Annotated in this window: 10 protein-coding genes; 5 read left to right on the top strand and 5 right to left on the bottom strand. The window is 36.9% G+C overall.

Annotated features, from left to right (window positions below; genetic code table 11):
- Positions 1 to 19: 19 nt before the first annotated feature.
- Complete coding sequence (locus tag BM179_RS18745) at positions 20 to 859, bottom strand: DUF2490 domain-containing protein (RefSeq protein WP_092018698.1); 840 nt, start codon at positions 857 to 859, stop codon at positions 20 to 22.
- A 99-nt stretch (positions 860 to 958) separates the two neighbouring features.
- Positions 959 to 2,410, bottom strand: a complete 1,452-nt coding sequence (locus tag BM179_RS18740) for an inorganic phosphate transporter (RefSeq protein ID WP_092018697.1) — start codon at positions 2,408 to 2,410, stop codon at positions 959 to 961.
- A gap of 300 nt (positions 2,411 to 2,710) precedes the next feature.
- On the opposite strand from BM179_RS18740, the gene BM179_RS18735 reads away from it, so the two are divergent.
- The 4 genes from BM179_RS18735 (at position 2,711) to BM179_RS18720 (ending at position 8,381) form a co-directional block, all read left to right on the top strand.
- A complete protein-coding gene (locus BM179_RS18735) occupies positions 2,711 to 5,170 on the top strand; it encodes a TonB-dependent receptor (protein ID WP_092018696.1) in 2,460 nt (819 codons plus the stop codon).
- Positions 5,171 to 5,181: 11 nt separating this feature from the next.
- A complete protein-coding gene (locus BM179_RS18730; protein WP_092018695.1) occupies positions 5,182 to 6,078 on the top strand; it encodes a DUF4249 domain-containing protein in 897 nt (298 codons plus the stop codon).
- Between the two features lie 110 nt (positions 6,079 to 6,188).
- Positions 6,189 to 7,163 carry a porphobilinogen synthase gene (hemB, locus tag BM179_RS18725; RefSeq protein ID WP_092018694.1) on the top strand — a complete coding sequence of 325 codons (975 nt, stop codon included), beginning with the start codon at positions 6,189 to 6,191 and terminating at the stop codon, positions 7,161 to 7,163.
- 51 nt (positions 7,164 to 7,214) lie between these two features.
- Positions 7,215 to 8,381, top strand: a complete 1,167-nt coding sequence (locus BM179_RS18720) for an AIR synthase related protein (protein WP_092018693.1) — start codon at positions 7,215 to 7,217, stop codon at positions 8,379 to 8,381.
- Between the two features lie 34 nt (positions 8,382 to 8,415).
- Here the strand turns inward: BM179_RS18720 and BM179_RS18715 are convergent, their stop codons facing one another.
- Positions 8,416 to 9,852, bottom strand: a complete 1,437-nt coding sequence (locus BM179_RS18715) for a M61 family metallopeptidase (protein WP_229632983.1) — start codon at positions 9,850 to 9,852, stop codon at positions 8,416 to 8,418.
- A gap of 227 nt (positions 9,853 to 10,079) precedes the next feature.
- Here BM179_RS18715 and thrC point away from each other — a divergent pair, with 227 nt between their 5' ends.
- On the top strand, positions 10,080 to 11,384 hold the full coding sequence (thrC, locus tag BM179_RS18710) for a threonine synthase (RefSeq protein WP_092018692.1): 1,305 nt from the start codon (positions 10,080 to 10,082) through the stop codon (positions 11,382 to 11,384).
- A gap of 57 nt (positions 11,385 to 11,441) precedes the next feature.
- On the opposite strand, the gene BM179_RS18705 is transcribed toward thrC, so the two are convergent.
- Positions 11,442 to 13,220, bottom strand: coding sequence for an AMP-dependent synthetase/ligase (locus tag BM179_RS18705; RefSeq protein WP_092018691.1), 1,779 nt, complete (start codon positions 13,218 to 13,220; stop codon positions 11,442 to 11,444).
- 241 nt (positions 13,221 to 13,461) lie between these two features.
- Complete coding sequence (locus BM179_RS18700; protein ID WP_092018690.1) at positions 13,462 to 14,502, bottom strand: M48 family metalloprotease; 1,041 nt, start codon at positions 14,500 to 14,502, stop codon at positions 13,462 to 13,464.
- Positions 14,503 to 14,608: the final 106 nt, after the last annotated feature.

The following is a 14,608-nucleotide window of genomic DNA, read 5'->3' as shown; positions in this document are numbered from 1 at the left end:
TTAACTACTTAATGTGTATTTATTGTTTTTTCCTGAAAATCTGCTCAAAGTTACTTACAGCAAGATTCAATTGTAAAACATTATTGATATCAACATTATCCTTTGTCGAATTGTTGAAACGATAAATTGTCTGTTGTAAATACCCGGCTTCAACGGCCAGAAACCTATTGAATTTATATCCCAAACCAATCATTGCCCTGTTTTGATCAAACATATTGATATTGCTTACATTCTTTCCAATATTGATAAAAACCTCATCGTATGCCTGTACATAAAGGGTTTTATCATCCATTTTAGCATGATTTATCGGAAGAACTGCTTTTAACTGATATCTGAATCTCTCTTTAAAAGTCGCATCCGAAAAATCCCCGCTATATAAAAAGCTCTTATCATCTACAGAAACATCTTTACCTATCCATCTGAACTCATACCGAAATTTATGATCCATTCTTAATCTGCCAAAATTCTGCGTAAGTATCACCTGAGGTGTAATTCTTAATTCAGAAAAAAAAGCGGCTGGTTGGCCTTCCTTAAAACGATTAGAACCTATCCAACCCAATGGCATTAATGAAAAGCGAACATTTGGATTAAGTTGAAAATGTATATAAGGGCGAAAAACGTGCTGATTAAGATTATTATAAGGATTTCCTGTAATTGTGGAAGAATTGTAGTCACCCTGCATGTCTTCTCTGCGATGCTGGTTTTCTATCTGCCATGAAAACTTTCCTGCAATTTTACCGGAGACATTCAAATCTGTCCAGCCATTAGAAATATGATAATACTTTCGGGGACTTTGGGAAAAGGCATCAAGATTTACAATCAGCAATATTGCTATTGCTGACAAAAAGATCATTTTCATTAGAATTTTTCGATATTGGTGATTTTGCAAACAATTGTATTTAAAAAAAGTAGCGGTTTTCTTTATTGAAAACCGCTACTTTTTTTAAGAAATTTTATACTAACCTGTAATCCAACGGAAGAATAAGAATAAGGTCGCTGAAAGAATTATGGTAACTGGTAATGTTAAAACCCAGGCCATTGCTATATTTTTCACCGTTCCTCCCTGTAAGTTTTTAACACCTTTTGATGCTACCATAGAACCTGCGATACCCGAAGATAAAACGTGTGTGGTACTTACCGGTAATTTAAAATAAGTAGAAAGACCAATTGTGAAAGAAGCAACTAATTCTGCTGAAGCTCCCTGTGCATATGAAAGGTGCTGCTTTCCGATCTTCTCACCGATTGTCACCACAATTCTTTTCCAACCAATCATTGTTCCAAGACCAAGGGAGATAGCGATCATCCACATAACCCAGGTTGGAGCAAAATCTGTAAGTGATGATAGTCCTTGATTAGAACCTCCGAATGTGAAAAATGGTTGGGAACCTCCGGTTGTTGATTTCTTTAATTCTTTCTTTTCCTCTGCACTTAAATTTACCGATTCACTTTCCAATAGCTTTTTGGTATGTTTGGTAACAGCCAGGATATCTTTACGGATTTCAAGTTTTTGCTGAGTAGTAAGTGATTTTGCTAATGAGGTATCTTTTAATATGACAGTCAACTCGTTTGTTGCTTTCATAATCACTCCGTAGCTTTCTTTTTCCTTCACTGATAAAATGGTTGTATCAATTTTAGAAATTATTGTCTGTACTTTCGTAACATCTCCTTCTAATTTGAAAGGATCAACATCTGTATTAATTGCGAAATAACTTGGAAGAAAAGCAATTAAAATCAACATCACCAAGCCAATTCCTTTTTGTCCGTCATTTCTTCCGTGAAAGAAACTAACCAGTGTACAAGTGGTAATCAGAATTGCACGAATCCACATTGGAGGAGGAGTATCCTTCTTAGGCTCTTTAAAAATTGCTTTATTCTGAATGGTCTTTCTCAGAATATACATTAGAATAATAGCAACAGCGAAACCAAACAAAGGCGAGAAAAGAAGTGCATATCCGATTTCAGATGCTTTTTCCCAGCTTACAGTGTTAAAACCGTTCTTATTCTCTGGTAAAACAGCATAACCAACGCCAACACCAATAATCGAACCGATCAGGGTATGTGAAGAAGAAGCAGGAATTCCAAAATACCAGGTACCAAGATTCCAGATAATGGCTGCAAATAACATTGCCAAAGCCATTGACATAGAATGGTAAATATTAGGATCTATCAGCAAATCTGTTGGAAGAAGTCCAATAATGCTCATAGTAACACCTACCCCACCTGTTAGAAGGCCAATGAAATTCATAAATCCGGACCAAACTACCGCTTGATTTGGCTTTAATGAATTAGTGTAAATTACAGTTGCAACAGCATTAGCAGTATCGTGAAATCCATTCACGAACTCAAAAGCACAGGCAACAAATAAACTGAAGAATAAAAGGATGAAAAGAGTGGTATCCAAACCGAACATGATCGTATTGATTTATTTATGGAAATTCATATTGGCGTAATTTGTCGCAAAAGTAGAAATACTTAGTTAAGTCAATGTTAAGGAATTGTTAAATCTAAATATCTGCCTATAACCTGTTGATTTTGAATGATATTATTTGATTTTTTCAAGAAAGAATAATCGATTTGAACCATCAAATAGTTAATTTTGATATCTCCCGCCAGTTTCGTCAGCATAAAGAAATCTTTTTTGAACTTTGTATGACAACAATATATTGAGTAAACTCACAACTGTTTTCTTTTTTCTGAACAAAAACCAAACATGTATATACGATTTTTCCAAATACTTACTTGCGGATTTTGCTTTCTGCTTTGTTGCTTTTCTCTCTCTGCTCAGAACAAAACTCAAAAATTCACCATCAGCGGATTTGTCAAGGAAAAAGGGAGTCGGGAGTTACTCCCGGGTGTAAGTGTTTTTATTACCGGAAAAAAAATCGGCACACAGACCAATAATTATGGTTTTTATTCCATTACACTTATCTCTAATCCGGAAGAAATTACCATTAGTTTCAGCTCTATCGGATATCAGCCTTCTTTCAAAAAAGTAGTATTGAATAAGGAGATTGAGATGAATGTGGAATTACTTCCAGATAATACAGTTCTTGAAGAAATTGTGGTAAAAGCTGATGCTCCGGAACTTAAAAAGGTCTCTGAAACTGCCCAAATGGGTGTTCTTTCCGTTCCGGTATCACAAATAAAAGAGGTACCTTCTCTCCTGGGAGAAAAAGATGTTTTGAAAGTTCTGCAACTTATGCCAGGTATTCAGAAAGGCTCTGAAGGTAATTCCGGTTTATATGTCCGCGGCGGCGGACCAGATCAAAATCTATTGATTCTGGATGATGCGCCGGTATATAATGCTTATCATTTATTTGGCTTTTTCTCTGTTTTTAATGGTGATGCCTTAAAAAGTGTGGAACTCACCAAGGGTGGCTTTCCGGCAAGATATGGCGGCCGGCTTTCTTCAGTGATAGAAATGCAAATGAAAGAAGGGCATAAAGAACAATTTCATGCTGAAGGCGGAATTGGTCTGATTTCATCAAGACTTGTTGCCGAAGGTCCGATCAGTAAGAACCATAAGTCTTCTTTTTTAATTTCAGGAAGGAGAACTTACATCGATGCATTAGCAGGGCCTTTTCTTCCAAGTGACCAAAAGGGAAGCACCTACTACTTTTACGATCTGAATGCTAAAATAAATTATGATTTCGGACGAAATAACCGACTTTATCTGAGCGGATATTTTGGAAAAGATAAATTTGCTGCCAAAACAAGCTCTGAAACCCAGGGCCAGAACTTAACTTCACAGTCTGATCTTGGTTTAGATTGGGGAAACGCAACGGGAACTTTCCGATGGAACCATCTTTTTAATGACCAGCTTTTCAGCAACATTTCTGTTATTTACAGCAACTATGAGTTTAATACTTTCGCCAATCGGGAATCTGTTAATTCCGGAGTTGTAACAAAATACAACCTTTCTTACAAAACCGGGATTAGAGATTATGGTATCAAGATAGATTTTGATTTACTTCCCGACCCACAGCATACTATTAAAATGGGGGGAATGGCCACCCAGCACAGATTTACTCCAAGCGCTATTATTCTTCAGGATACAGATATTAACCAATATAAAGAGCAGGTTGATCCAATTGATGCATTTGAAATGGGCGGATATTTTGAAGATACTTATCAACCTGTTTCAAATGTCAGAATTAATGGAGGTTTTCGTTTGAGCTACTTCGTAACGCAAAGCAAGTATCTGTTTTTTAATCCGGAACCTCGTCTTTCGGTTGCCTGGACACTAAGAAACAATTGGGCTGTTAAAGGTTCATACGCTGATATGAACCAATACATACACTTACTTTCTAATTCCGGTGTTGGACTTCCAACGGATTTATGGGTTCCAACTACTAAAACCATCAAACCTCAGAGATCACGTCAATTATCTCTTGGCTTTGCCAAAGACTTTACCAAAAAGAACTTCGCTCTTACTTTTGATGCTTATTACAAACAAATGGATAAAATTCTTGCCTTAAAAGAAGGCAGCAGTTTTCTCTTACTAGATGGACCCGATGGTTTGGCAAATGAGAAAGTCAGAGGAAAATCTTGGGAGGACAATGTTACTGCCGGACAAGGATGGGCATATGGAGGTGAGTTTTTATTACAAAAAAAGCAGGGCCGGCTTACCGGATGGATCGGATATACTCTTTCCTGGATCGAACAACAATTTGACGAGTTGAATTTTGGAAAGAAGTTTTACGCAAAGTATGACAGAAGACATGACTTTTCTGCCGTAGGAATATATCACTTAAGTCCTAAAATAACTCTTTCCGGTACATGGGTTTACGGAACAGGAAATGCTATCACACTTCCGAACGCAACCTATATTGCCAGACAGGATTTTGCAGGAGAAAATCCTTTGAGTCAGTACGGTATCTATACTGAATCATACGGATCAAGCAGAAGAATATCTGACTATGGTGAAAGAAATACTTACCGTGCAGCAGCATATCATAGAATGGATGTGGCCATACAACTGCATAAAAAGATGAAGAAACATGAAAGGATCTGGGAATTCAGTATTTACAATCTCTATAACCGTAAGAATCCTTTTTTCTATGATTTTAACAGTAAATACAATCCTGAAACAAAACTGACTCAGAAAACACTGACACAGTATTCCCTTTTCAGCATTATTCCTTCTGTTAGTTACAGTTTTAAATTCTGATTTTATTTCAAATGAAAAAATACAGCCTTTTCATATTTTTACTCATTTTATTACCCTCTTGTCAGACAATTATTACTGACATTACGATTCCGTACAAGGAGCGACTGGTAGTACAATGTTCTATCTCACCCAACGATACTATTGTTCAGGTAGCTGTAGGAAAAACAGAACCAGTTATCGGAGAAGTAGATGGCGTAAACAGATATGTTGTAAAAACGGCCACGGTGAGCTTGTCTGACAGTCTGAAAACAAGAACAGTTACCACACGTTTTGAAACCATTACAAATCCGGCAACCGGAATAATAGAAAGCTACTTTCTGAGAACGAAAAACTTTCCGTTGATTCCCGGAAAAAGCTATTACTTAAAAGTGACTGCGCCTAATTTTACAGATGTTGAAGCGTATTGTACCATTCCTCTAAAGTCAATTCCCGCAAGTAGCATTGAAGCTGTTATTGGTACTACAACCGAGAAAAATGTTCCCAAAAAAACACTCACACTAAAATTCCGCGATTTTTTTCAGGAAGAAAACTATTATGCCATTACGGCTTACCGGGCTGAAAACTATCAGGGTAAAGATGGAAATGGCAAAAATATTCTTATTAATACAGTAGATACATTTGGACAGGAATGGATTTCAGATTATAAACAAGATGGAAATGTTCTTATTTCCAACAAGAGTTCTTTTAATGAGCGAAAAGATCCGAACTCTATACTATATGTAGATGTATATGTTTCTCAAACCGACAAAAACTATTATCAATTCTATTATGCAGTAGTTGATAAGCAGAAGAAAGGCGGTGGCGCAGATAATCCTTTTGCTGAACCGATTCCTACTTTTACAAATATAAAGAACGGACTTGGCATCTTCGCAGGATATAATCCTACTAAAATCAGGATAAATTTATGAGTAAATGAAAGTTTAGCAGGTATTGTTTAAAGTTGAGGATGTTTGTCCTTAATTTTGCAAAACATTTAAACAGGGTTCAGGCTATGGCCTAAATCATAAATTTATTCATTATGCTCCGCAGACCCCGCAGAAATCGTCAGTCGGCCGCCATCCGTGCGATGGTCGAAGAAACAACCCTTTCAGTAAGCGATCTTATTTACCCGATGTTCGTAATGGAAGGGCAAAATTTAACTACCGAAGTAAAGTCAATGCCTGGCATTTTCAGATATACTACAGATAAACTTTTGGAAGAAATTGCTGTTTGTCAGGACCTGGGTATTAAAGCAATTGATTTATTTCCACAAATTCCTGAGGCCAGAAAAGACAAATACGCTTCCGAAAGCTACAGGCTTGGGAATATGTATCTGGAAAGCATTCATAAAATCAAGAATAAATTCCCTGAAATTTGCATAATGACTGATGTTGCCATGGATCCTTACAGCTCTGATGGCCATGATGGCTTGGTAGAAGATGGTAAAATCCTTAATGATGAAACCCTTCAGATTTTAGGAAATATGGCTTTGGCACAAGCCCGCGCAGGAGCAGACATCATCGGACCATCTGACATGATGGATGGCAGAGTCGGTTATTTAAGAGAAACCCTGGATGATGAAGGCTTTACCAATGTCAGCATTATGTCATATACTGCAAAATATGCTTCTGCTTTTTACGGTCCCTTTCGTGATGCTTTAGAATCAGCCCCGAAATTTGGCGATAAAAAGAGTTATCAGATGAACCCGGCTAATACTAAAGAAGCTTTGATTGAAGCAGAATTAGATTACGCCGAAGGCGCAGATTTTTTAATGGTTAAACCAGCATTGGCATATCTTGACATTATAAAATTATTGAATGATAATTTCAATATTCCAATTGCAGCCTATAATGTTTCAGGAGAATATGCAATGGTTAAAGCCTCCGCACAAAACGGCTGGCTGGACGGAACCAGAACGATGGTGGAATGTCTTACTTCTATGAAACGGGCCGGAGCAAAAGTAATTCTTACTTATTTTGCCAAAGAGTTTGCTTTATTAAAACAAGAAAAATAAAGAAGTTTATCGAATTCACAATCGGTTTTCTGATTGTTAATCAAAATCTGAATGACTACAGATCGCTATATGAAAAGAGGTGTATCGGCCTCAAAAGAAGATGTACATAAAGCCATTGAAAAGCTTGATAAAGGTCTTTTCCCTAAGGCATTTTGTAAAATTTCACCTGATATGCTGGGTGGAGATGAAGCTTATTGCAATATCATGCATGCTGACGGAGCCGGGACGAAATCATCATTGGCTTATCTTTACTGGAAAGAAACAGGAGATATTTCTGTATGGAGAGGTATTGCTCAGGATGCTGTGGTAATGAATACTGACGACCTGATTTGCGTTGGAGCAACAGATCACATGCTTTTATCAAGTACAATCGGTCGTAATAAAAATCTTATTCCCGGAGAAGTTATTGCGGAAATTATCAATGGTACAGAAGAGGTTCTTCAAATGCTTCGTGATAACGGCATTGGCATCTGGAGTACCGGCGGTGAAACGGCAGATGTCGGCGATTTGGTAAGAACCATTATTGTTGACTCAACTGTTATTTCCAGAATGAAAAGAGCAGATGTCATTTCGAACCATACTATTCAGGCAGGAGATGTAATTGTCGGTCTGGCCTCAGATGGCCAGTCGAACTATGAAAGCATCTACAATGGAGGTATGGGTTCAAATGGACTAACTTCAGCCAGACATGATGTTTTGGGACATTACCTTGCCGGTAAATATGCAGAAAGTTTTGATCCTGCCGTTCCGGAATCTTTAATTTACAGCGGGCAAAAAAAATTAACTGATTTAGTAGAAGGAACGCCATTAAACGTTGGACAATTAATCCTTTCTCCTACCAGAACTTATGCTCCGGTAGTAAAAACAATTCTTGAACAACTGCGTCCGGTAATTCATGGAATGGTTCATTGTTCCGGCGGAGCCCAGACAAAGGTTTTACATTTTGTAGATAATGTTCATATCATCAAAGATAATATGTTCTCCTTGCCTCCTCTTTTCAGGTTAATACAGGAACAAAGCGGAACAGATTTCAAAGAAATGTATAAAGTATTTAATATGGGGCATCGTCTTGAAATCTATTTAAATGAACAGTATGCTCAAACTGTTATAGACATTTCAAAATCATTCGGTATCAATGCCCAAATCATTGGCCGGGTTGAAGCTTCAGAAGAGAAAAAAGTAACGATTAATTCTGAGTTTGGCACATTTGTATATTAATTAAAAACGGAGGCATTTTAGAATGCCTCCGTTTTTAATTTAACCACTTTTTCAGGTTTTCATTTTCCGGATCTGTTACTTCCAGTGATATTTTTCCTTCTTCATTTATATTTATCCATAAGCCTGTTTTCTTTAAAAGACTATTTAGCTCCTCTTCTAGCGGTTTATTTCCAGCTATACAATTATCAAAGTAATAATCCAGACTTTCTCCGTAAACTTCTTCAGAAATAATCTGATAATCCTGTAATGAGTACCCTTTTGTCTTTTTCCCGAATCTCTCCCACATCATCTGCATGACATCATCAAGCGATTTTTCATGGTTTGTTTTAAAGCGTATTGTTAAATCCAGAATCAATGCCACAACAGCACCTTTCTGGTAAATAGAGACCCTTCTATCTGGTATAGCGGGGGCATATCCATCGAGCCAGAGGTCAAATGAGGATTCAATCAATGACTGAAAAGCCCTTCCATCCTGCTCAAAATGCCTTTTTAAGATTGTTCCAAGTTCTTTTATATAATCTTCAAGGCTAAAAACACCTGAACGTTTTAGAAATAAATCCCCGTAGTAAGTCGTTACACCCTCAGCTACAAAACCTGTTGGAAAATAGTTTTCTCTGGTAAAATTATAAGGAAGCATTTCTACAGGGCGGATTTTACAAATGTTCCAGGTATGAAAAAGTTCATGAGAACTCACCCCAAGTAAATCTGAATAGAGTCCCTCTCCTTCTGAATCCGGTCCTAATACTATCATTGTTGAATTTTTATGTTCAACCCCATGATAATATGGTGTTGGAAGAATCCAGTTAATGAAATGATAGTCTTTTTCAGGAAAATCTCCCATCATTGCAATCTGAACTTCTGTAAATTTCAGGAAATCACTTTTAACTTTTTCCCAGTTAACTGCATAATCACCCAAAAACCAGATAAAGAAATTTACTTCCCCAACCTGATATTTCTCATGTACCAACAAAGGGCTGGCCAATAAGGGAGAATCTACTAATTCGTAATAGTCTTTGGCAAAAAGTTGCTTTTCTTTAATTTGCTCCAAACCACAGGCAATCTGAAAATTTCCAGGAATTTTTAAGTTGACCAGACACGGTTCGTCCATTCTTCCTTCTGCATATGGTAAACAGTTTACAAAATTTACATAAAGTGTTTTTTCATCCACATAGGAAGAACCTGCATTCTGAACATTGGCATAGTAGGTTAAAAAAAGTTTGATTTTATCAAGTCCCCGGGTTTCTACAGTCCATCGGTCTTTCAAAATCTTTTTAAAAATTACAGGTTTTCCTTTTTCATCAAAAATTTCAAATTTCTGAATATTCCTGGCAAAATGCTGTAACTCATATCTCCCGGGTCTCCAGGCTGGTAACTGTATTTCTAAAATATCCTTATCGATTTTGGCTATTTCCATTTCTATCTTTAAGAAATGGTTTTGTGAATTATCTGCTTCTATACTATAATGTATCATAATTTTTTATTCGGAGAGGGTGGATTCCCTGGATTTTAATATGAATCTGAGTGTTCTTTAAGGACTTAAAAAGCCGGTATTTTTTCTTTCTTCGCTACAAGGTAATTAAATATGATTTTACAAATTCCCATTTTTAATAAATTTATAATCCTTTTGACCTAATTTTGTGCTTCGATTATCCCAAAGTATTTCAGGCATCATTCTGATGAGTAAAATTTTATAATATTATGATACTTTATAGTACCAACCATCAAAGTCCGGATGTTTTATTAGAAGAGGCTGTTTTCAGAGGTTTACCTCAGGATAATGGTTTATACATGCCTTATGAAATTTCGGAACTTCCTCAATCATTCTTTGACAACATCCAGAATTTATCATTGACAGAAATCGCTTTTGAAGTAAGTAAAGCATTAATCGGGAATGATATTCCCGAAAACGATCTTCGAAAGATAGTAAACACTGCTATAAACTTTGAAGCCCCTATTGTTGAAATTGAACCAGATACTTATGTACTGGAGCTTTTTCATGGTCCTTCAATGGCATTTAAAGACTTTGGTGCAAGATTTATGGCCGCATTAATGTCTTATTTCCTTCAAAAATCCAATAAAGATATCCATATTTTAGTCGCTACTTCCGGAGATACCGGTGGCGCCGTAGCCCAGGGTTTTTATGAAACTCCGGGAATCAAGGTTACTATCTTATATCCAAAAGGCAAGGTTTCCGATATTCAGGAGAAACAATTAACAACGCTGGGTAAAAACGTAACAGCTTTAGAAGTGGACGGAACATTTGATGATTGTCAGGCTTTGGTTAAAGCTGCTTTCCTCGATCAGGATTTACGCCAAAAGTTCAATCTTGCTTCAGCTAATTCTATTAATATTTCGAGGTTAATACCACAGTCTTTTTATTATTTCAATGCTTATGCACAATTAAAGAAAGCCGGAAATACAGCCCCGGTTGTTTTCTGTGTGCCAAGCGGAAATTTTGGAAATCTCAGTGCTGGTCTGATTGCCGCAAAGATGGGCTTACCAGTTAAAATGTTCGTCGCAGCAACAAACATTAACAACATTGTTCCTGACTATTTGAAATCAGGTGTTTATGCTCCAAAAACATCACAGGAGACTATTTCAAATGCAATGGATGTTGGGAATCCGTCAAACTTTATCCGCATGAAAATTCTGGCCGGATCTGATTTTGATCAGGTAATCCAAAAAATTACAGGTGATTTCAGAAATGATGAGGAAACCAAAAAAGCCATGAAAAAGGTTTATGACCAAACGGGCTATATCATGTGTCCTCATACAGCTGTAGCCTATCTTGGTTTGAAAGCTTATACTGAAAGCCTTGGTGAAAAAGTAGCTGGCGTTTTCTTATCGACTGCCCATTTTGCTAAATTTCTTGATGTTGTGGAGGAAACTCTTCATACAAAAGTTCCTGTTCCTGAACGTTTGGAGGCTCTTTTATCAAAAGAGAAAGTGGCTATTGCGATGCCTAAAGATTTCAGTTCTTTCAAAGCATATCTTCTTTCCTGAATATAGAACTCTTTCCATAAAACAGAAAAAGGATTCCGATTGGAATCCTTTTTCTGTTTACACATACATTTTCTCTATAAGATCTTTGTATCTGGCATGAATAATTTTTCTCTTAAGCTTCAGGGTTGGTGTTAGCTCTCCTCCATCAATTGTAAATGGTTTTGGTAATAACTCAAATTTTTTGACTTGTTCATAATGCGCGATATGAGTCATTAATTTCTTTACTTCTTCGTCTATTTTTGCTTTCACCTGCTCATTTTTAATAATTTCGGAAGGGCTGCTATATTCTATTCCATTTTTTGAACACCACTCTTTCAAAGCATTAAATTCCGGGATTAATAATGCAGAGGGAAATTTCTGTCCTTCTCCTACCACAATTGCCTGTTCAATTAAAATTGATTCCTTCAATTTATTCTCCACTAATTGCGGCGCTACATATTTTCCTCCGGAAGTTTTAAATATTTCTTTCTTCCGGTCTGTAATCTTCAAAAATTTTCCTTCAACAAATTCTCCTATATCTCCGGTATGGAACCATCCTCCCTCGTCGATTGCTTCAGCAGTAGCTTCGGGTTTGTTATAATATCCCTTCATTACATTCGGTCCTTTTACGCAGATCTCGCCATCTTCACAAATTTTCACCTCAACTCCCGGCAAAATTGTACCTACACAGCCAACTTTAAAATCAGGAGGTATTACTTTACAGGCAGAAATAACCGGTGATGTTTCCGTTAAACCATATCCTTCAGATATAGGAATGCCAGCTGCCCAGAAAACTCTTGACAAACGTGGTTGTAAAGCAGCAGATCCGGAAGCAATCAATTTAATTTTTCCTCCTAACGCTTCCTGCCATTTACTAAAAATCAGTTTTCGGGCTATTTTAAGCTGGGTATTATACCACCAACCCATATCTCCGGTCGGATCATATTTCAGACCAAGATTTAAAGCCCAGAAGAAGAGCTGTTTTTTAACACCTGTCAGCTCAAATCCTTTTGCAACAATCTTATCATATACCTTTTCAAGTAAACGTGGCACTGTAGCAAACATACTAGGCTTTACTTCCTTTAAATTGTCTGCAATGGTGTCCATACTTTCAGCATAGTAAATTGATGCGCCATAACGCATATATACATAAATATCTGTACGCTCGTAAATATGACACAAGGGAAGAAAACTCAGGGCCCTGTCATCTGAACTTAAGTCAAAATATCTTGCCTCCACAATTCCCTTGACATTACTCACAATATTGTCATGTGTAAGCATAACCCCTTTAGGCTGGCCTGTAGTACCGGAAGTATAAATTAACGTCAGCAGGTCATCCGGGCTTACTGCGGCTTTAAAAGAATCAAGCTGAGCAATATCTTCATGCTCGCCTGATTTTACTATTTCTGACCAATGTAATGCATCAGGTACTTTATCAAATGTATAAATACCTTCTATACCTTGCAGAGAGGACGTTGCTTCTTTTGCTTTATTCAATAATTCAACGCTGGAAACAAATATCAGTTTAACGCTGGCATCTGTGAAAATATACCGGTAATCTTCCACAGTAATAGTCGGGTACATTGGCACGGAGACTGCTCCTAACTGTTGAATACCCATTTCTATGAAATTCCATTCTGGTCTGTTATTAGAAATTATCGCAATTTTATCATCTTTTCTAACACCCTTTCTCAATAGCCCGAGACTAACTTTATTGACAATTTCAATAACTTCTGCTCCACTGTATTTTTTCCATTCTCCATTGACTTTACTAGCCAGAACATCCGGCTTATTGTATAGAGCAACATAAGAAGGTAACAAGTCAAATACTCTCGAAAATTGTGGTTCTGTACTCATTATATTATTTTTAGTCTGAAATGATCAATGAAAAAATACAATAAAAGAAATAAATTATACTATACTAATTAGTCAAATATAATAGGTTTTGCTTAATTCAAATTAGTATGCAAGCATAATCTTTCTGATAATTTATTTAAAATATTTGATAAAAAGGAAAGAACCTGAATCAAATGATTCAGGTTCTTTCCTCCGATTGCAAAATTTATGTCCGATAATCTGTATTAGAAGTTGCAGATACTCAATTCTCTGTTAATTCGCTGTAAGGGCCTTCAAATATATCTCCGTTGATGTAGTGATAGACTCCTGTTCCGACTATTTCATTTTTGGAAAACAATCCTACATACCAATCTCCGTTTTCAAAATAATATGTTCCTCTTCCCTGTTTCTCACCCATTACGAATTGTCCTTCATATTTCTTGCTTCCGTTAGGATAATAAAGAATACCCCAACCATGTCTTTTTCCATTCTTCCAGGCTCCTTTATAACTTCCCTGTGACTTGTGGATAAAATAGCCTGTTCCATCAACACAATTTCCGGAGATACATCCTGTTCTGCTTAACAGACTTTCTGATTCATCATTTGTATCTATTAATTCTTCCGGCAGATCATCATTCGGATTGGAAGAAATTGAAAGTACTTTCGGAGCAGACTCTTCTTTTACTATTTCCTTAAATTTCGGATACATACTTTCAGCAGCCAGCCAGCCTGTTCTGATAGCCGCCATTCTTTGCGATCTGGCAGGGTGAGTCTTAGTAGCTTGTTCTGACTGAAAATGTTTCATTGCCAGTTGTGATTCCTCCAGACTTGCTCCCAGGTTATGAAGATAGAATCCCGAAGAATAATCCGCCTGAAGTTCTTTCTCCGGCCTGCTTCCTGCTCCGTCTGTAGTATGAAAATTAGTGTGGTGCCCGATTTCATGAGCCAAAATAGAAATTGCTGCCCAGTCTTTCTGAGCTATTCTAGAAACCCTTGCCAGAAAGTCTCTGTCGTAAATGATATAAGGTTCACTATTAAGGAAGGTTGCAAAACAGTTATCTATATTCGGGCATTCCATTACTTTGAACGGATTAGTAGGTACGCCCATCGCTTTTGTCAAACTATCTACCACCCTCTCTGCACGATGATTAGACATAAATCCCTGAAAATTAAGACAAAGACTTTCGGGACTAATCGGCTGACCGTAATAGCTACAAACGAAGATTTCTTTTTGTTTTTGTCCAAAACAAACGAGAGATACGAAAACAAGTAAAATGGCAGGTATTAGAAATAACCTTTTCATCAGGATTTATAGATTGACTAAGTGGATAAGCTTTTAATATTAACTCATTGTCAAATGAAAACTAACCTGAAATACCAGGAAAAAAGTAAATAGTGTGACTGGCAAT

This window comes from Pseudarcicella hirudinis, from assembly GCF_900115665.1.
Taxonomy (GTDB): domain Bacteria; phylum Bacteroidota; class Bacteroidia; order Cytophagales; family Spirosomataceae; genus Pseudarcicella; species Pseudarcicella hirudinis.
The sequence above is the reverse complement of the archived record's forward strand: the minus strand, read 5'-3'. Positions and strand labels throughout refer to the sequence as shown.

What these genes read in the sequence shown, in the direction of transcription:
- BM179_RS18745 (WP_092018698.1), bottom strand. Translation starts at nt 859, where the DNA reads ATGAAAATGATCTTTTTGTCAGCAATAGCAATATTGCTGATTGTAAAT.
- BM179_RS18740 (WP_092018697.1), bottom strand. Translation starts at nt 2,410, where the DNA reads ATGTTCGGTTTGGATACCACTCTTTTCATCCTTTTATTCTTCAGTTTA.
- BM179_RS18735 (WP_092018696.1), top strand. Translation starts at nt 2,711, where the DNA reads ATGTATATACGATTTTTCCAAATACTTACTTGCGGATTTTGCTTTCTG.
- BM179_RS18730 (WP_092018695.1), top strand. Translation starts at nt 5,182, where the DNA reads ATGAAAAAATACAGCCTTTTCATATTTTTACTCATTTTATTACCCTCT.
- hemB (WP_092018694.1), top strand. Translation starts at nt 6,189, where the DNA reads ATGCTCCGCAGACCCCGCAGAAATCGTCAGTCGGCCGCCATCCGTGCG.
- BM179_RS18720 (WP_092018693.1), top strand. Translation starts at nt 7,215, where the DNA reads ATGACTACAGATCGCTATATGAAAAGAGGTGTATCGGCCTCAAAAGAA.
- BM179_RS18715 (WP_229632983.1), bottom strand. Translation starts at nt 9,852, where the DNA reads ATGATACATTATAGTATAGAAGCAGATAATTCACAAAACCATTTCTTA.
- thrC (WP_092018692.1), top strand. Translation starts at nt 10,080, where the DNA reads ATGATACTTTATAGTACCAACCATCAAAGTCCGGATGTTTTATTAGAA.
- BM179_RS18705 (WP_092018691.1), bottom strand. Translation starts at nt 13,220, where the DNA reads ATGAGTACAGAACCACAATTTTCGAGAGTATTTGACTTGTTACCTTCT.
- BM179_RS18700 (WP_092018690.1), bottom strand. Translation starts at nt 14,502, where the DNA reads ATGAAAAGGTTATTTCTAATACCTGCCATTTTACTTGTTTTCGTATCT.